This window comes from Enterovibrio gelatinilyticus, from assembly GCF_028683095.1.
In the GTDB taxonomy this organism is placed as follows: domain Bacteria; phylum Pseudomonadota; class Gammaproteobacteria; order Enterobacterales; family Vibrionaceae; genus Enterovibrio; species Enterovibrio gelatinilyticus.
Genome location: NZ_JAJUBC010000008.1, coordinates 126559 through 145808, shown reverse-complemented (window position 1 = coordinate 145808; position 19250 = coordinate 126559). Strand labels below are relative to the sequence as shown.

General features: G+C 47.4%; 18 protein-coding genes. 4 read left to right on the top strand and 14 right to left on the bottom strand.

The features are described from left to right. Window positions 1–14 precede the first annotated feature (14 nt). The 12 genes from LRP50_RS09150 to LRP50_RS09095 form a co-directional block, all read right to left on the bottom strand. The gene (locus LRP50_RS09150; RefSeq protein ID WP_274164152.1) at window positions 15–500 is read right to left on the bottom strand and encodes a VOC family protein; all 486 of its coding nucleotides are present in this window, start codon (window positions 498–500) and stop codon (window positions 15–17) included. A 328-nt stretch (window positions 501–828) separates the two neighbouring features. Then, window positions 829–1860, bottom strand: coding sequence for a YeiH family protein (locus tag LRP50_RS09145; RefSeq protein WP_274164151.1), 1032 nt, complete (start codon window positions 1858–1860; stop codon window positions 829–831). Window positions 1861–1894: 34 nt separating this feature from the next. Continuing rightward, window positions 1895–2920 (bottom strand): Ldh family oxidoreductase, encoded by a 1026-nt coding sequence (locus tag LRP50_RS09140; RefSeq protein WP_274164150.1) that lies wholly within the window; start codon window positions 2918–2920, stop codon window positions 1895–1897. Between the two features lie 104 nt (window positions 2921–3024). Beyond that, window positions 3025–4194 (bottom strand): UxaA family hydrolase, encoded by a 1170-nt coding sequence (locus LRP50_RS09135; protein WP_274164149.1) that lies wholly within the window; start codon window positions 4192–4194, stop codon window positions 3025–3027. Window positions 4195–4197: 3 nt separating this feature from the next. After that, window positions 4198–4485, bottom strand: coding sequence for a UxaA family hydrolase (locus LRP50_RS09130; RefSeq protein ID WP_017007649.1), 288 nt, complete (start codon window positions 4483–4485; stop codon window positions 4198–4200). A gap of 41 nt (window positions 4486–4526) precedes the next feature. Further along, entirely contained in the window at window positions 4527–5549 is a 1023-nt protein-coding gene (locus LRP50_RS09125) for an alcohol dehydrogenase catalytic domain-containing protein (protein WP_274164148.1), read from the bottom strand. A gap of 74 nt (window positions 5550–5623) precedes the next feature. Beyond that, window positions 5624–6400, bottom strand: coding sequence for an SDR family NAD(P)-dependent oxidoreductase (locus LRP50_RS09120; RefSeq protein WP_274164147.1), 777 nt, complete (start codon window positions 6398–6400; stop codon window positions 5624–5626). 62 nt (window positions 6401–6462) lie between these two features. Further along, entirely contained in the window at window positions 6463–7767 is a 1305-nt protein-coding gene (gene hisD / locus LRP50_RS09115) for a histidinol dehydrogenase (RefSeq protein ID WP_274164146.1), read from the bottom strand. A gap of 121 nt (window positions 7768–7888) precedes the next feature. After that, on the bottom strand, window positions 7889–9199 hold the full coding sequence (locus tag LRP50_RS09110) for a TRAP transporter large permease (protein ID WP_274164145.1): 1311 nt from the start codon (window positions 9197–9199) through the stop codon (window positions 7889–7891). Between the two features lie 9 nt (window positions 9200–9208). Then, complete coding sequence (locus LRP50_RS09105; RefSeq protein ID WP_028022316.1) at window positions 9209–9724, bottom strand: TRAP transporter small permease; 516 nt, start codon at window positions 9722–9724, stop codon at window positions 9209–9211. A gap of 79 nt (window positions 9725–9803) precedes the next feature. Next, window positions 9804–10958 carry a TRAP transporter substrate-binding protein gene (locus LRP50_RS09100; protein ID WP_274164144.1) on the bottom strand — a complete coding sequence of 385 codons (1155 nt, stop codon included), beginning with the start codon at window positions 10956–10958 and terminating at the stop codon, window positions 9804–9806. Between the two features lie 69 nt (window positions 10959–11027). Continuing rightward, window positions 11028–11255, bottom strand: a complete 228-nt coding sequence (locus LRP50_RS09095; protein WP_274164143.1) for a hypothetical protein — start codon at window positions 11253–11255, stop codon at window positions 11028–11030. A 223-nt stretch (window positions 11256–11478) separates the two neighbouring features. Between LRP50_RS09095 and LRP50_RS09090 the strand changes: the two genes are divergently transcribed. Continuing rightward, window positions 11479–12540: a LacI family DNA-binding transcriptional regulator gene (locus LRP50_RS09090; RefSeq protein ID WP_274164142.1), complete on the top strand. Its 1062-nt coding sequence runs from the start codon at window positions 11479–11481 to the stop codon at window positions 12538–12540. Between the two features lie 83 nt (window positions 12541–12623). Here the strand turns inward: LRP50_RS09090 and LRP50_RS09085 are convergent, their stop codons facing one another. Both LRP50_RS09085 and LRP50_RS09080 read right to left on the bottom strand, forming a co-directional pair. Then, the gene (locus LRP50_RS09085; protein ID WP_274164141.1) at window positions 12624–13205 is read right to left on the bottom strand and encodes a hypothetical protein; all 582 of its coding nucleotides are present in this window, start codon (window positions 13203–13205) and stop codon (window positions 12624–12626) included. Window positions 13206–13207: 2 nt separating this feature from the next. Next, window positions 13208–15349, bottom strand: a complete 2142-nt coding sequence (locus LRP50_RS09080) for an LruC domain-containing protein (protein ID WP_274164140.1) — start codon at window positions 15347–15349, stop codon at window positions 13208–13210. A gap of 500 nt (window positions 15350–15849) precedes the next feature. Here LRP50_RS09080 and LRP50_RS09075 point away from each other — a divergent pair, with 500 nt between their 5' ends. The 3 genes from LRP50_RS09075 (at window position 15850) to LRP50_RS09065 (ending at window position 19232) form a co-directional block, all read left to right on the top strand. After that, entirely contained in the window at window positions 15850–16404 is a 555-nt protein-coding gene (locus LRP50_RS09075) for a response regulator transcription factor (RefSeq protein ID WP_274164139.1), read from the top strand. A gap of 95 nt (window positions 16405–16499) precedes the next feature. Further along, the gene (locus LRP50_RS09070) at window positions 16500–17066 is read left to right on the top strand and encodes a chemotaxis protein CheW (protein ID WP_274164138.1); all 567 of its coding nucleotides are present in this window, start codon (window positions 16500–16502) and stop codon (window positions 17064–17066) included. 3 nt (window positions 17067–17069) lie between these two features. Further along, window positions 17070–19232 carry a CHASE3 domain-containing protein gene (locus LRP50_RS09065; protein ID WP_274164137.1) on the top strand — a complete coding sequence of 721 codons (2163 nt, stop codon included), beginning with the start codon at window positions 17070–17072 and terminating at the stop codon, window positions 19230–19232. The last annotated feature ends 18 nt before the right edge of the window (window positions 19233–19250 follow it).

Genomic DNA, 19250 nt, shown 5'->3' with positions numbered 1-19250 from the left:
TTCCTATCTAGCCATTACTCGTAATCTGTTGCGTATGTTTCTTCGTAAGTGTGAGAGTAAAGCTCGAACAGGTTGCCAAACGGGTCTTCCAAATACACCATTTTCGCTTGCTTGCTGTCGTCCTCTGGGTGGTAACGCATGATATCCATACGGACTTTACCGCCAAATGCTTTGACTTTCTCGATCACGCCGTGGAAATCGTCTGTTTGTAAACAGAAGTGGAAAATACCTAAACGTGTGAAATCAACAACATGACGCTCTTGGCGCTCTTTCATTTCGAATAGCTCAACGCCAATCCCATCAGTGGTGACAAGATGCGCGATGTTGAAGCCCTTAAAACCGTCACCAAATACTGCAATACACATTCGACCAATCGCGGTTTCGCGTTCTTCAATGACTTTGGTGTTACCCATGACAATGCTAAGACCCAGTGCGTTGGTGTAAAACTCAACCGCTTTGTCCATGTTGCCGACCATAATGCCTACGTGATTCATTTTCATGACGTTACTCTCTAGTAATTCTGATAATAGGTACGCGTATTGTTTTACGTTAGTACTCGTAATTTGTTTCGATGGAGAGAGTATAGGGAGAACTTTTGTTCCTTAAAAATTATCAATAATTATATTATTGATAACAAAAATTTATATAGAGAGGGGTCATATGGAAAGGGAAGATCCTAGCTCTCAGCTCTGAAAATGGCGCGATAAGTGCCTACAGTAGTAACAGCCTGAATGACGGGAAGAGATAGAAAGAAGGGCGAGAAAGGAAGATTGCCTGAAGCGCCACGTATGGGTAGCGCCAGACAATCCTTCTAAGAATGAGTACGTATTAGCCGAGCCAATAAATTCCTATCAATACCCATGTTGCAATAGCAGCAGTTTCAATGACCACCATCAGGATGGGTTCATAACCTATGGTGAAAAGTTTTTTCACTGAGGTTTTGATGCCCAACGCAGCAACCGCAGCAACCAGACACCATGAAGACAGCCCAGACAGAGTACTTGTCACCGTTTCAGGCAAGATATGGGCACTGTTAATGGCGACACAAATACAAAAGCCGATAACGAAGAATGGCAGTAATGGAATGTCTGATTTCCCGCCCGTTTGTTCCGGGTGGCTACGAAAATACAGAGAAATGACCAATATGACGGGTACAAGGAGAGCAACACGTAACAGCTTGGTGATAGTGGCAAACTCGCCGGCTTGCGGGGAAATGGAATAACCAGCACCTACCACTTGCGCGACATCGTGAATGGTTCCGCCGATGAAGATACCTGCGAGTCGGTCATCGAAGCCCAATATGTTGACGAAGATCGGGTAAATCACCATGGCGATGGTACTAAAAGCGGTCACCGCGATAACGGTAAACAGGGTGTTTCGTTCACTGTATTGATGTTTGGGAAGAACCGCGGAAATCGCGAGTGCCGCCGATGCGCCACATATGGCGACAGAGCCACCTGTTAGCACGCCAAATTGTACGCGTCGCCCAAGTATTTTAGCGACCAACATACCAATGGTGATAGTGAGCGCGATACCACAAGCCACCCAGACTAGCATTTCCCAACCGAGTGAGGTCATCTCTTCCATGGTAATGCGCAGCCCTAATAAGGCGACGCCAAAGCGGAGGACTTTTTTGGAAGCAAATTCAATACCCGGTTGGCATTTTGAATCATTAGCCAGAAAGTGAAAAGCAATGCCCAGTAACAGGGCAAACAGCATTTGAGGTGCACCATAATGCGCAGAAAGAAATGTCGCCGCCGCAGCAACAGTGACAGAAAGCAGTAGTCCGGGTGCCAGTGAACGACAGCTTTGGCTTATGGTCTGCCAATTTGGAAGGCGCTGCTTGGTGGTTGATGTCATGAATAACGCTCCATGTTATTAATAGTATTTGTTTTTATAGTGATTTCTTAGGGTGGGCTAAATCATTTAACTCTTTGAATGCAGCGTCTGTTAGAGCTAGCCCTTTTTCGAGTACTCGATCACGTTGGCGTAAACGTCGCTCTCCGGGCAAACGGACACCATCTTGCTCGCACATCGTGGAAAACAAGGCTTCTAGCCTTTCCGCAAACAATGGTGCAATGAATGTTCCAGAAACAGAGGGATCAATGGCGATCACTGAATGTCCTATCGCGGGTGGACCTCCTTCGGTATCAAAGAAGTTGGAGGCTTCGTAACCGTAAAGCGCCCCCGTGAGCGTTGCTGACAGTATTTCAACCATGAGTGCTAACGCTGCACCTTTTGCATCACCAATAGGAAGCATCGATCCTGCGATGGCGGCATTAGCATCGGTGGTCGGGTTGCCTTGGGAATCAATGGCCCAACCTTCTGGGATTGGGGCGTCTTTTTTCCGCGCAAGTAGCACTTTTCCTCGTGCCACTTTACTTAGGCTCATGTCTATCACGAGCGGGGGAACGCCCTGTCGAGGGCAAGAAAATGCAATCGGATTGGTGCCAAATATTGCTGTATTACCACCCCATGGCGCAATGGCGCTTGGACTGTTAGAGAAGATCAGGGCAATACAGCCTTGTTTGGCAATACGCTCAGCGTGATAACCTGCTTGGCCGAAATGATGAGAACGATAAACCGTACCTAGCGCAATGCCTTGTGCTTTCGCCATCGCAGGTAGCAAGCTGACCAACTTATCCATGGCTGGGAAAGCAAAGCCTAGCTCTGCGTTGATTTTACAAACACTCGGCTTTGGCGTTTCGACTTTGGGAACTGCATCTCCAATGACTTTGCCGCAAGTCACCTGATCAATGTAGGCGGCAAGACGAGCCAAACCATGACCGGGCTGTCCGTCAATTTCTGCCTGAATGAGAGCATGTGCGACTGAGGTTGCATTGGGTGACGTCACACCGACGTTTTCCAGTGCTTGGACGATGAGCGCTTTGGCATCTGTTGGGTTGATGTACACAGGCATGTCCGTCTCCGGTGTAAAAAAACGGAAGAAAAGAGACGCTGGGTTACCCCAGCGTCATACTCACTGTGCGATTTAAGCCGAAGGCTTATGCACTACGGGAACGCTTATGCGCTTCGGTAAAGCTTAGTCAGTACGAATTCACGGTGACCAAGAGATTCCGCTGCCGTGTAACGGCCGTTTGCTGTACGAAGTGTCATGTCGATCAGCGCATCACCCGCTGAATCCATGTTCAATTCGCGAGCAAGAATGCCAGATACATCAACATCGATGTGCTCGCCCATGGTACGCACGGTACGTGGGTTCGCAGTGATCTTGATAACAGGCACAATCGGGTTACCGATAACGTTACCTTGACCCGTAGGGAAGAGGTGAACGGCAAAACCTGCTGCGGCTTGCAAGGTCACACACTCTGCAGCAGCAGAAGAGGTGTCCATGAAGTACAGACCTGGACCTGCTGCTGGGCGCTCAGCGGGCGTCAACACATCAACGAACTGGGTGTGTTTACCAATTTTCTGGTAGTTACCGAACGCTTTCTCTTCGATGGTGGTTAAACCGCCTAAGATGTTCCCTTTGGTTGGCTGGCTGTCAGACAAGTCAGAGGTTTTGTGTGGCTCGATAACCTCATCCATGTACGCTTGCCATGTGTTCAAGAACTTCTCACCGATTTCAGGTGAAACAGCTCGCGTCGCACAAATTTGCTCTGCACCTGTTAGTTCTGATGTCTCACCGAAACACAGGGTTGCACCTTGTGCAGACAGTTTGTCACACAGGTTGCCCACGGTTGGGTTAGCGGCTAGACCTGATGTGGTATCAGACTCACCACACTTCATGGAGATCCATAGCTCACTAACATCACACTCTTCACGGGTGATTTCACTGGCGGCTTGAACGTAATCTTTCGCAACACGTGAAGCAGAAGCAATGGTGTTGATGTCGCCGTTTTGCTCGATTGCAAAGCCTTGAACTGGCTTACCAGAAGCTGCAATTCCTTCAACAACGCGTGCTGTCCACTCAGGTTCAATACCAATAACAACCACGGCTGCTACGTTCGGGTTACAACCTGTACCAATCAAGGTGCGGAAGTGAAGCTCTAAATCTTCCCCAAACTGAAGGCGACCGTATGGGTGTGGAATGGCCATCGTGCCTTTAATGTTGTTGGCAACGGCTTCACATGCTGCGTTCGACAAATCGTCCAATGGCAGAATGATGACATGGTTACGTACACCAACACGGCCATTCTCGCGGCGATAGCCCATAAATTTATAGTTGCTCATGGCTTACCACCTCTTCGTTTTAACGTTTTGAACGTGAACATGGCCGCCTTTGGCAATGTCTGCGATTGCTTTACCGATGTCGTTGTCGTACTTCAGGATAGTGTCGCCATCCTTAATGTCGTTTAGCGCGACTTTGTGCCCCAGAGGGATTGCATCTAGTGCAAGTACTTCGATGGTTGCATCCGTGTCCATCACCCATCCAACAAGCGTCTGGCCAGCTTCTAAGCCCTCAACCACAATCACGCCAACAGAGTCGGTCGAATCGTGGACGAGAAAATCTGGTTTTTGCATTTTCATCTCCTTTTGAATAAAACGATCTTTCTTTTCTTGGGTTACTTTTCGGGCCGCAGCACGACTTTGGCAGCGGCTATACGTCCGTTAAGTAAGTCGTCAAAAGCGTCCGCACCTTCACTGAGCGGGCGTTCTTGAATCCAGTCCAGCGCGCCTAACGCGCCGTTATGCATGGCTTCCACTGTCGCGTGGAAATCTTGCATGGTGTAGGTGTAGCTTCCTGTGAAGGTCACTTCTTGTAGCGTGAATTTGCGTACATCAAGCCCTTCAATGCTGTCTTGCAAACCCACATGGACAATCACTCCACCAGGTTTAACGGCATCGGATGAACCCATACGGGTATGTTTGTTGCCCACGCAATCCACCACTAAATCGATGCTGTTACTGGCAACGAGCGGGTTGGAAAGTGGGTCGAATACGGTACAAACGCTGGTGGTTTTTACTGTTTCTCGGCGCAGCTCATTGGTTTCAGCAAGGAATATCTGACGACAACCTTGTGCGTACAAAGAAAGCGCAGCTGCAAGCCCCACTGCACCGCCGCCATACACTAATGCTTTGCTTTCTACCAAAGGACGATTCACTAAATTCGCGCCTTTGGTCACTGCATGCCAGCCCGTTGCAATGGGCTCGGCGAGCGAAGCGGTTGCCATTGACATACCTTCAGGCACAGGCACCAAATTACGCTTTGGAATGGCAACGTATTCGGCAAATGCGCCTTGTCGTGGTGGCATGGATATGATTTCGCGGCTTGCACATTGGTTTTCAAAACCCGTGCGGCAGTAACTGCATTTACCGCAGCTGACTAGCGGGTTGATCACCACAGGCTTACCATCGAGATCGCTATTGCCTGTGTTGTCTGCGCCGCGAACAATACCTGCGCCTTCGTGCCCCAAAATCAGTGGGGCAGGGCGGCGTGAGTCATGACCGAGGTAAGCATGAAGATCTGAACCACAAATGCCGACTGCGTTGATTTGCACCAAGACTTCGTCATCTCGAAGCGTTGGCATCTCTGCGTCTTCGATATAGGTCAGTGATTTTTCTCCGGTATACACCAGTGCTTTCATCGTGCTTTCCTTTTGGTCGTTGCGTTTGCTTTCATGTTTTCGCGTTAAGTCGAACGCTAGGTTTCGACATGCAGCTATTTCGCTGTGTAGCCACCATCAAGTGAGATCATCTGGCCTGTGATGTAATCCGAGGCGCGTGACGCCAAGAACACCGTCAGGCCATCAAAATCTTCTAATTCGCCATTTCTACCGATTGCTGTCATGCCTGCGTGATGTTGCGCGAGAGCGTCATCCGCAAAAACGCGTTGGGTTAGCGGCGTTTGGAAGAAGCCTGGTGCAATCGCGTTAGTAGTGACACTTTGGCTCGACCATGCTTCTGCCATGGCGCGAGTGAGTTGGGCCACGCCGCCTTTCGACGCGCCATAGGCGATCGAGTTGGCAAAGGCGCGATACGATTGCAGTGAACCAATGTTGATGATTTTTCCGCGCCCTTTTTCGAGCATGCCTGGCAAGCAGGCTTTACCGAGAAAAAAAGGCACCGAGAGATTGAGATGAAGAGTTTTGTCCCAACTCTCGATGGAAATGTCATCCGCTGGTTGACGTAAATTCACCCCCGCCGCATTGACTAAGATGTCAGGTGCGCCGAAATGTGAAGAGGCTTTGGCAATGAACTCAGGCAAGGTATCGCGTTTCGTTAAATCCACGACAACCACCGCGGAATCACCACCTGACCCCGCGATAAGCGCAGCGGTCTGTGACAAGGTTTCTACGTGGCGGCCAGCCAGAAGAACCTTAGCGCCAGCTTGGGAGAGGGCAAACGCCATGCGTTGTCCGATGCCCGAGCCTGCGCCTGTCACTAAAGCGACATGTCCGGTTAGGTCAAATAAGTGGTTTAACGTACTGCCTGTCATTTCATCTTCCTTATGTTTATGACGTTGTATCCATTTATAACGTTGTATCAATGGGTGGCGATTTATTCTGGTTTCAGGTTGAACTGCTCGTCTGGGAAGTATTTTGCTAAACGTGCATCACCGGTTTTAGCATGCGCTTCCATGCCTTCAAGGCGTGAAATGCGAGCGGTCACTTGTGCAACATCTTTGCTAGCTTCAATCGACGAACGTTGATACGTCACGACTTTGATGAACTTGCCGACACTGAGGCCGCCGGTGTACTTGGCGGCGCCTTTGGTTGGTAGAATGTGGTTAGGGCCTGACGTTTTATCGCCGAACGCCACATTGGTTTCTTCACCAAGGAAGAGTGAACCGTAGTTGCGCAGGTTCTGAAGCCACCAGTCGAGGTCTGCAGCGTGCACTTCGAGGTGCTCAGACGCATATTCATCGCTGACTTTTACCGCCTCTTCACGTGTTTCATAGATGATCACTTCGCCATAATCACGCCATGCTGCTTCTGCTGATTTACTGTTTAGTTCTGGTAGGTCAGCAATCAGTTCAGGCAGACGTTTCATCACGGTTTCCGCTAATTCTTCTGAATCTGTTAGCAACCATGCTGGGGTGTTAGGGCCGTGTTCTGCTTGACCGAGAAGGTCAACTGCAACCAGTTCTGGATCGGCATCTTTGTCTGCGATCACCATCACTTCAGAAGGGCCTGCAAACATGTCGATACCGACACGGCCATAGAGCTGACGTTTTGCTTCGGCAACGAATTGGTTACCTGGGCCAACGAGGATGTCTGCTGGGTGACCCGTGAACTGACCGAATGCCATGGCTGCAATGCCTTGCACGCCGCCTAGGTTCAAAATGGTGTCGGCACCAGCGAGTTTTAATGTGTACAAAATCGCTGGGTGCATGCCGCCTTCACGACCCGGAGGTGAACATGCGATGACATGGTCAACACCCGCGACTTTCGCGGTAGTGACAGACATGATGGCGGATGCGATGTGCGAGTAACGCCCACCTGGTACGTAACAGCCCGCAGCTTGCATTGGGATCAATCGTTGGCCAGCGAATAAACCGGGGGAAAGCTCCGTTTCAAATTCATTCATGCTCGCAAGCTGTGCTTGTGCAAAGTCACGAACTCGCTCGTAGGCAAACTGAATATCTTTTTTTAGCTGCTCTGGCACTTTGTCTTCCGCTGCATCTATCTCCGTTTGAGATACAACGATGTCGCCGTGCCAGTTATCGAATTTTTTTGTATAGGCAATGCAGGTTTCTTCGCCGCCTGCTTCGATTTCCTTCAGCATGTTTGAGACAATGTCACGAACGTCGTCTTCACCTGTTGCTGCGGTTTTTTCAGCTTTTTTCAGATACTTAACAGCCATGTTGATAATTTCTCCGTTAAATTTTGGGTGCAACTCTCCTGTCCGGCTTTTTTGAGGAAAGCCGGAGAGGCATTGGGTTGTAGAGTTAAACCAGTGTTAAGAGCCGTTCCGTAGCGTTGAGTTAATCCAGCGCCCAGAGTGATAGTTCAGGAATAAATGCCAACATTAATACGACGGTCAGCATGGATATTACATAGGGGCCGGATCGTGCTGCGATCTTCAAAACAGAAGTCCCTGTCAATCCGGATACCACAAAGAGGTTTAAGCCAAGTGGTGGTGTAATGAAACCTACTCCCAGCGATGTCACCATCATGATACAGAACTGAACATCTTCCATACCTATCTCACGTGCCAGCGGCAGCAGGATAGGGGACAGAATCAGAATGTTCGGCGTCGTTTCCATAAAACAGCCAGCCAGAATCAAGATGCCGATCATGATGAGCGTGAGGGCAACGTGACTGTCCGTAATTGACGTCATGCTTTGAACAAATGCCTGCGGTACGTCTAGTGCAGCCAGTGTTTGTGCCAATGGAAGGCTTAGCGCGATGATAGGCAAGATAACGCCATTCACTTTTGCCGAGCTTTCTAACATCTTCGGAAAATCACTTACCTTCAATGTGCCTTGGAACAGACCAATGATGATAGTGGTAACAACAGCGATAGCAGCTGCTTCTGTTGGGGTGAAGATGCCTGAGTAAATACCACCTAAGATAACGAACGGCACCATGAGCGCATAGCGAGCATCAATAACCACCGATATCCAGCGCTTGAACGAGAAGCCTTGTCCTGCGTTCTCATAGCCATGAATGCGATTCATCACGACGTTGGTTAGCATGATGGCGCCCATAACCATTAACCCGGGTACTGCGGCTGCAAGGAACAGTGTCGATGCGGATATACCCAGCACTAAGCCAATAATGATGTACGCAATGGATGGCGGGATCAGGATGCCTGTACATGCCCCCGCGGCGACTAACGCACACGCATAAGGTTTCGGGTAACCTTGCTTCACCAACCGGTCGATGGTCATACGACCGACTGCAGCAGCCCCCGCGGCATCAGATCCTGAGATACAGGCAAAGAAGCCACATCCGAGAACCGTTGCGCTACCAAAGCCCGCTCGTGCACCGCCCACACTGGCTTCTGCAACGTCGAGTAACTTGTTTGATAGGCCAGTACGAACCAGCACATCACCTGTCAGGATGAAAAGTGGAACGGCAATCAGTGCGAAAGCATCAATGCCATCAAAAAGAGATTCACCAAACAAGGATAACGGTAAAACGTCAGTAATAAAGAGCAGTGCGATGGAACCCAGACCGAGTGATACCCATACTGGGACAGCCAGACCAATCAGCACTAGCATACCAATCACAGGGCCATAAAATTCCCAGCCGAGGTCGACAACCACGTCTGTTTGATAGTAATTCAGCATGACACTCTCCTAATCAAACAACTTGTTGCCTTCGAACACGGGCGTGCCGTGTATCAGGCTATGTGTATCGCGACGGATCGATTGAGCCAGTCGGAACAACATCAAGGAGAACCCCAGCGGTACTGCCGCCATGAACCACGCTTGGCTGATGCCTAAACCGTGGGTGACTGAGCCGAATTTTAACGATACTTCAATCGGGTGAATTGACCAGTAGAGTGCAAATACAGCGACGATAAGTGTCATCAAATCGCCAAAAAGATACATGACGGCTTTACCACGTTGCGGTAAATAGTGGAGCAACACGTCAATGCGGATATGTGCACGCTCTTTAACAGCCGCTGAGGCACCGATCCAAGCGAGATAAATAAACGCGTAACGGGCGACTTCTTCTCCCCAAATGGAGGAGTAGCTGAATACAAAACGGCGCAGCACTTCCATTGCAATGGTAATAACGATCGTGGTGTAGAAGAAAAGGAGCAACCAGCGTTCGCCATTCTCATCAATGTTTTTAAGTAGAGATTTCATAGGCCATGTCCAACGTGCGTTGTGGAAATCGAGAGAGTAGCCTCTTGGAAGAGTCCCAAGAGGCTTGGTGACTCAGACGTTACACATCGTGGACATAGAAACGGCTGTTGCCGTTCGCGGCATCTAGCAGTTTATTGAAGGTGGCTTTCGAACCTGCCAGTTGCAGTTTAAAGTCATCCCACTCTGGACGCTGGTGACCCGCTTTGTCGATCCATTGGCGCATTTCATCCGCATTTGGCGCGTAGAATTCAACACCTGCATCGCCAAGTTCAGCCATCGCATACGCGCGTGCCGCAGGGACTTTCGCAAGGTTCTGAATAGAGGTCACTTCACTCGCAAACTCAATGCCTTCCTGAATGTCCTTCGGTAGGCTGTTGAACCACTCGAGATTACAAGAGAACACTTGTGAGTCTGGCACGGCGCGGTTGAACGTGACTGACGAAAGTACGTCTTTAAAGCCAAACACATTCAATGCTTCTACCGATGGGTCCAATGCATCTGCAACGCCCTGTTTAATAGCTGACGGTGTTTCACCCCATGCCACTGGCGTTGGGTTTGCACCCAGTAGGCGGTACATTTGCTGAAGAATTTTCGACCCTGGCACACGGAATTTCACGCCTTCAAGCTGGTCAGGTGTTTTAATTGGGCCTTCCAAACCTCGTCGAATCGCGACAACACGTGGGTCAATAACCACATACCAAAGCGGTTTAAAGCCTTTAGCTTCAACGCGAGGGTGAATTTCTTCTTTCCAAGCGTTTGATGTCACGAGATTGATGAATTTTTGGTTTTCACCACACCAGTAAGGGATGTTGATAAGATCAACGGCTGGCGCAAAAGGAGCAAAGTTAGAAAGTGAGTGTTGCGCTGCCTGAATCGTGCCAGCTTGTACTTTCTGAGCTAATGCTCCGCCAGCACCGAGTTGACCACCTGGTGCGAGCTTCACGTAAACCTGACCTCGCGTCATGTTCTGGATATTTTCCTTAAAATCCAGCTGCATGATTGGGTAACTGCGGGAGGCACCGATGATGTACGCCGTAGCGATGGTCATGGTGTATTTCGCTCTTTTCTGTCGTTCTCTCTCTTCATTTGCTGCAGCGTGCGCATTTGTTGAAGTCAACAAGGCTCCTGAAGCGCCTGCGACAACAGCGGCCGTGAAACCTGCTTTTTTAGCGATTTCTAGAAAACGGCGACGCTCTGCATTCTGTGGGGAGTCATCCTTATGGTGAACAGACATAAATGTACTTCCTTCCTGCGTTTTATTTACCCAATCAACGTCGAATACTTCGGCGAACGTTGGGTGCTCTTATTCTGCCGAATGCTGGCTTGCATCTTTTTCAGCAAGTAGCATTGCGACAACGAAAGTTAATGAAGCAAGAATGAGTAAAATGAACTCAAACACGTCATTAACACGAATAATGTCGTTAGTCCCTGAAGCAAGTTGAACCTTGGTGGCAATCACGTTGAGCATGTACAGCGAGAAAAGCACCAATGGAAGGATGTAGCGTTTCTTGATGTTTAAGACAGAGCTCATGGTTAGCCTCACAAGGGTCAGAAGACGATTTACCGTCGTATTTTAGTTATAGCACTCGCGAACACTTGTAATGTAAATGTTAAATGTAAGCGCTTACATTGTTGAGAATAGTGCGCGAGTTGGAAGGCTGTCAAGTTTTTGGCAGCGAAAAATTTAAGCAACGCTATAATCAGTTAGATTGTGGTTTTGCAATCTCAATAACGAGTCAAAGAACTAACGAGTTATGACGAAAGATATTCCTTCTTCGCGTAAGCGCTTACAAAAACGCTCTGTAGATGCGCCCACAGCGGAAGATGTCGCTATTGCCGCAGGGGTTTCTACGGCAACCGTATCGCGGTATTTGGCAAAGCCGAGTTCGGTGAGTGAAAAACGTGGCATGCTTATCCGCTCTGCCATTGAGTCACTCGGTTACATTCCGCATGGCGCCGCTCAAGCGTTGGCCTCTCAGCACTCGAAAACGATAGGCGTGATTGTGCCTACGTTAGATAACGCGATTTTTGCGGAAGGCATTCAAGCATTTCAACGGCGCTTGCAAGAAAAGGGGTATACCTTGTTCATCGCGAGTTCTGATTACTCTGTCGATGAAGAATTAGCGCAAGCTGAAAGGTTGATTACTCGAGGCGTTGATGGACTCATGCTGGTAGGGGCAGAACATCATCCTCAGCTGTTCGACATCATAGATAAAAAGCAACTGCCATATTTATATACCTGGTCATACAAACCTTCGTTAGATCATCCATGTATTGGGTTTGATAACTATCGCGCATCGGCGCGCTTGACTGAATTCTTGCTCGAGCTTGGACATACTGAATTCGCGGCAATACCCGGTATTACACGCCTGAACGACAGAACGAAAGATCGTTTGGCGGGATGTCTGAATACTTTGCAAAATAGCGGTATTGAATTAGGCGATGAGCGCGTGATTGAATGTCGCTATGATTTAGCAGAAAGTCGCCAAGCGTTACGAAAACTGCTGGCGACCACCCCAAGACCAACTGCGATTGTGTGCGGCAATGACATTATTGCGATGGGGGCATTACTGGAATGTCAGTCTATTGGGGTGAAGGTGCCCGAAGAGGTTTCCGTTGTGGGATTTGATGATGTGGCTATGGCGTCGCATATTCACCCTTCGCTTACCACAATGCAGGTACCTTCTAGGACGATGGGCGAAAAAGCGGCCGATTTTTTGTTGGCCAAGTTAAATCATGAATCGGTTACCGATAAATTGGAGTTGGAAGCCAAATTGGTGGTGCGAGAAACCACAGCGGCGGTGAAAAAATCCTAATATAACGTATGGTTAGACTAAATTCTTAGAAAAGAAAGGGCGGTATTATACCGCCCTTTCTTTGTATTCAACGCAGTAAATAACTACCAGACCCAATCGGTTTGTTCGTTAGTTATCCGCATTTGAATCGGTGTTGTGCCGTCGTAGAAGAATACTTCTGCCAACATGTAGTATTGCGAGTCGGCAAGCAAGTAGTCTACATCACCGAATCCACCCTCTAGCGTTTTTGCGGTAATTCGACTGTTATAGTCAGGTGAGTAGGAGCCATCAGGGTTCTCTACAAAGCCACCGTAAATCGACACATAGGCTTGGCTTGTCGAATAGGCAGTGATATCAACCTCTAAACTCTGAGCTATAACAGGGTCGTAACTGAAGTTGTCTTCCACCACCATTTCTGACATCTGTGTTGCATCACTGGAGACTGTGGGTGGAATGTCTACCACTTGTGGATTAGCACCCGTTAGGATAGAAGCTGATGGCGCGCTATCAGAGGCAGAGGGGGTTGAGCTCGAACCTCCTGACGATGAGTCGCTGCTACTGCCAACACTTGCGGAGTCTGTATTCACTGTCGTCCCGCTTGTTGATGACGAACCACCGTCACCGCCACCACCACATGCCGTTAAGAGTATGGCGAGTGAAGCTATTGCAATCGGATAGATATTCATGATTATTCCTCCGGCTCGAAAACGGTGCCTGTTGTGGCTTTTTCATCCAAATACCAGCTGGTGTTGTTAAGGCCCGATGTTTCAGCGTAGCCAGCAAACTCAGGGTAGGCCGATATCAAATCAACGTGCTCTTGAGGCCATTTCCATGTGTCATTGATTAACAACGCCCACGGTAGATTGCCCGATGTTTTGAAGTAGCGGCTTTCCGCAGGGTTACCCGTGTCAGACCACCATCCGTACCAGTATGTATCGAATTTCTCAGTGGGTGCTTGGTCAGCCAAGTGGATTTCTAGGCCGCGACCTGGGTTATACCACAATCCATCACGCACATAAGGCCCTGGTGTGGCGAATATGAATGGGTCATAGGGCATGTCCATCAGGCCGTAGGTGTTAACGCCTTCATTAGTGTAAATGTCGATTTCAAATTCAAACGATATCGCTTCCTGACAATATTGGGCAGTTCGATAGTAATTACACTCGGCGGGGACTTTTTGTTTTAAATCGTCCGAGATAATGAAGATGGCTTCAGTGGCATCAGATTCCAACCCATTACTCTCTTGTACGACGCCGTTGTACTTCATCGTGGTCTGAGCATTGTTTATATCCACGTAATTGAGGCCAGGAAGTCGCATCGCGAAGCCGTTGTGATAACCCGCGCCATATGCCGCGAGGTAGCCTGTGATGAGGATGCGTGTTGCTTGATTATCTTCGTCTAGCGTTTCTGTTATACGGAAGCGGAGAACGACATCATTCATGTCATAGTCACCTTCTTTTGGCCAATTATCTTCAAAGGCTAAGGTGGCGTAGCCACGCTCACTTGGGTAATGCACCAATGTTGTACCTGTCTTCATTACGGTCACGGGGTGATCTTCTACCTCACCGCTAGTTGCACCGCCGAAGTAATCCAAACCGGCTTGCTCTGAGAATCGGAAGCGGCTGTAAGTTGAACCCACTGCGGCATCGGCTGGAACAGCGACAGAAAGGGTATTGGTACCCGAACTTAGGACAGAATCATTGATAATTTTCTCGCCTGCATCTTCAAAATCGCCATCTTGGTTCCAATCTAGCCAAGCGGAGAGATATCCAGTAGCCGAGGCTTGAACTGAGATGATTGCGGTGGTTCCCGCTTCGAGTGCAGTAACAAAACCCACACCATCTTCATCTTCAACCCCTGCTTTGTTGTCATCCAGCGGGGAGATTAAGCCATCGCCTTCACTGTCTGGAGCGACTAAGCCCAGGTAATGCCCTGTTCCGGTTTGGTGGCGAGGGCCGTTGGAATCAAGAAGGGTTTTGTAGCTGTCCGGCGCGTCACCGAAATCAATAGTGGAATCTTCATCGATGACGGGAGCATCTTCACAACGCGCGCCGTCGTTTTGGTTTGAATTCGGGCCGTCTGCAAAGGGTTCCGCTTCGACATTTTGGCTATTGATATTGTCGGTATCAGAAAGGTTGATACGGAATATGTCTCCGTTACTATTGCGGGATATGTAGAAGTAACCGTTTACATCGAAGTAACCGGCACCAAATGTGCCTGTTTTTCCCGTATTGCCAATTACGGTTGAAGCACCTGTGTCGGTATCTATTTCGTACAACTTGCCGTTGGTGTTTTTCACTGCATAAAGTTTGTTGTTGCCTGGATGAAATGCAAAATCAGTAATACCTAATGGGGCATTTGTGGAAATGGTTTCTGCCTGTAATGTGGCATCTGGATCGGTGTCTAACGGTGTTAAATCGATTTTATAGAAACCGGTGCCTGGGCCATAAAGGTAGTAGTAACGGTCGTATACATCACCCACGTAGAAGCTGAAGTTCGGAAGGCCCGTCACCTCAATCACATCTGCATTAAAGTCTTTGTCTAGACGAACCACTTTCTTGCGGCTTTTCTCAAAGCCATAAATGTATTTGTGTTCGAAGCCTTCGCCGTCCCCTGTGCCGTTATCAAAACCGACAGCGTTGATACCCTCGTTCGACAAACCTACATCGTTAGTGATTAGCGCCGTCAACCCAGTTACTAGATTAACGCTGTGTACCTGCACGGGCTTTGACTGAAACAAGTAGGCTTTGCTTGGACATGTATCAAACGGTGTCGACAACGCTAAGGGCGATACCGTTGCAAGTAACGTAGCTGTTAATAGGCGAGACATAGACATCTCCTTGGTTTGAGTCTGAGGATACTCATACAAGGAATATGCCAATCTTAAAACGTTGAAATATAGTGATTTAAAATAACTGTGCGTTTTCTGTTATTTGATAAACGGTCAGAATGACAATCAAAAAAAGTAATGATTGGTTGTTGTGTCAAAATGAGAAAATAACAATATAGAGTATGGTAAAAATGGCATTGTTAGACGGTTTTAATGAGGCTATTAGCTATTTCACGGACAAGTAAAAGGAGAATGACTCCGTTTGATGTGTGAATTTGTATGTCCTTCATCGTGCGATTAACTCTGTGTTTCCTATCTGCAATCTACTATCTATGTGGAGCCATTTATAAGCGTTGAAAAATGCCTCTGATTATCCTCTTCTACTTTGGTTTTTACACTAGTGAGACATTCATCAGCAAATCAGGCTTTTCCAAGCTATATTGAAAAATGTGTTTCATAATTGATACGCCATTTGGGTACGTTGAAATAAAAGGGTAAAAATGAAAATTATTTTTGCAGATGACATGGCGGATATGCGTGAAAGCATCGTTAAATCCTTAGAGGCCGTCGAAGATCAGTTCGGACCGTTTGAGATTCTTGGTCAAGCGAAAGATGGACAGGAACTTATTGCCTTGGTCGAGAGATACCCAGATGTAGATCTTGTTCTTACAGATTTGAGAATGCCAACCATGGATGGTCTGTCCGCGTTGGTCTACCTCAAAGCTAATGTAAAAGTGAAAAAGATTTTTGTCATTTCGAGTGAAAGTATTATTTCTATCAGCCAGGCAGAAAAACGGAAAATCGAGGCGGACATCGAAGAGAAAATGGGCCTGCTCGATAAAATTGCTCATCGAGTGATTGATAACGAAGTGGTGGAAGGGAAAATAAACTCGATTTTGACAGGTTGCGAAAAATTGCGACTTGATCCGATTAAAGTGGCTGAATACTACGGTGCTTCTGGGTATATGAGAAAGCCTATTTCCAGAAGAAAGATTGCCAGTCTATTTGAAGAAATGGCGACATCTAAGGGTTTTGTCAATATTGGACTTGTCTAGTCAGTTGCAAGAAAAGCGGTATTAGGCACTTATGTGTCAAAACGCTCGATAACATTGAGTAGGGGGAAAGGAACTCCTGATTTGAGGTGCAAACAATGAGTAATGTATTAGATCAGCAAGCATCATGCTTATCAAAATATGCAGGAAGTACGGCATCCGATAACAATGTTGTAAAGCGTACCGCCCAAAAGAATCTTGTTTTTTCGCTTGAGGATGAACAGTATGGCATTCCTTTATCCTCAGTAAAAGAGGTGATTGGCTTAGTGAAAGTCACGCCTATTCCTCATGTGCCTCCATTTTATAAAGGTCTTATTAATCTTCGAGGACGTATCATTTCAGTGATAGATCTTAGGTTAAAATTAGGTTTATTAGAAAAAGAGTATGAACCCAAGAAAACCTCCATCGTTATTAGCGATGTTAACGATCTAACTATCGGCAGTATTGTTGATGATGTGAATGAGGTGGTTGGTTTTGACGAAGAACAAATAGAAAGAGATTTGGAAATTTCACATAGCGTTAGACGTGACTACATTACAGGTGTCGCGAAAGCAAAAGATAATTTGGTTCTACTGCTCGATATACATAAAGTGCTGGACTCAGAGGAACTGGAAATGATTGGTCATCACAGCGCGATTTCATCTCAAAATGATAATGAGGGATAAGCTATGTTCGATAATCTCTCTCTTCGTGCAAAAATAATCCTAGGGAATGCTGTAAGCCTTATATTTTTGGTCATGTTATCTGTGCTCAGTTTGAATAGCATTAAACAGATTCGAGATACCGATGAATGGGTTGATCATACGCACCGCGTTATTAATCAATCGCTAAATGTTGTAAATGCTGCGGTAGATATGGAAACAGGAATGCGTGGGTATTTGTTATCAGGTGACGAAGTATTTCTCGCTCCATATAACGAAGGAAAATTACGATTTACTCAACTAATCAATGAGCTTAAGGAAACAGTGAGTGATAACACTCCTCAAGTTGCATTATTAGGGCAAGCTGAGGCAACCATCAATGAATGGCAACATTCTGTGACAGAGAATGCCATTGCACTTCGAGGTGAGATTGGCTCAGCTCAAACCATGAATGATTTGTCTGATGAAATAAAAAAAGACAAAGGGAAAAGGTACTTTGATCGCTTCCGAATGTTGATAACTTCGTTCGAGACGGAAGAGAGAGCATTGCTTGCTCAGAGAGAGGCGAAACTTGAAAACTCGGTCGATGTTGAACAAAGCCGTGAGGCATTAGCGTGGGTGCAACATACTTATCAGGTGCTTCAACAAGTTGATCAGATAGAAACCACTGCGTTAAACATGGAAACAGGCATGCGCGGTTATTTATTGACGGGTAAGGATGCATATTTAGCGCCTTATAACGAAGGTCGAAACCGCATCGACTCCTTGATAAGTGATCTTAAAACGAAAGTCAGCGACAATCCTTCACAGGTTCAGAGGTTAGCTGACGTAGCGTCTGTCATTTCCGAGTGGAGAGTGCAGGTATCAGAACGAAACATTGAACAGCGTCGTCAAATTGGCGACTCGAAGACAATGGAAGACATATCTGATTTGGTCGCAGAAGCAAGAGGTAAGATATTCTTCGACAAATTCAGGGATCATATTGGCGACTTTGTAGAGCGTGAAGAGGCATTATTGCATGACCGTCAGGTTGAGCTTCGAGAGGCGGTAGTTTCTACTAATAACTGGCTGATAGGGTGTGTGATTGTCGCTGTGTTGATATCTATCTGTATCGCTTTGCTGCTTAGCCGCTCGATTATGCGTCCTTTTCAGTTGATTTTCAAAGGATTACACTCCTTTAGCTCGAAAGAGCTATCAGATTTAAGCATGGCATTCAGCAGTGTCGTGAAAAATATGTCGAGCAGTGCAGGGCGCTTAACGACAGTCGCTAACAACATTGATAATGCTTCGCAGAATTTGTCTCAAATATCAAATCGTCAAGCGAGCTCCATAGAAGAAACGTCAGCAAGTACCGAAGAGATCTCGGGTATGGTTCGCATTAATGTTCAATACGCCGAAGAATCAAAAGACCTTTCCAAAGAGGTCGGCAACAAGATGACCAGCCTGGATGATGCGATGCAAATGATCTCTGAGTCCAATCATAAAATTGCGGAACTGGTAAAAATCATCGGTGAGATTGGGTCTAAAACAGCCATTATCGATGAAATCGTTTTCCAAACGAAATTACTTTCTTTTAATGCGTCTGTCGAAGCTGAACGTGCAGGTGAGCATGGACGCGGGTTTGCGGTGGTTGCACAAGAAGTCGGCAACCTTGCTCAAATGAGTGGTAAGGCTGCCACGGATATCTCCGCCATTGTAAAACAAAGTATTTGTGAGGCTGAATCGATCGCAAAGGAGAATACATGCCGTGTTGATAAAGGGTTGGTCATTGTTGCGGAAACGCGCAAGCAATCAAACTTGGTGCTTGAAGGCGCTTCGAAAATTTTTGATGCTTCCAATGAGCAGGCTCGAGGGATTCAAGAAATTAGCAATGCGGTTGAATCCATAAACAAAGCCACCCAGCATGCTGCTTCCATCGCAGATCAAGCATCTAGCTCAAGTTCAGAGCTTACCAAACAGGCAGAAGACTTAAACCGAATGGTGTTAAACCTGAATAGTTTCCTTCGTGGGCATGATACCGCTATCTCGGATGTATCTGAGCCAATGGTTAGTGCAGAGTTGCGGGATAAATATGAAGAGCAATCGTTGTCGGGGATTCGACGTCAAATCGATAATGCTGTTCGCCCGTCTCCTGAGGCGTCAAGCGAAATGGAAGATAATGATAATCAAGCTGCGTGGAATCGGCTCTAGATTGACGTTTTAGGAGCG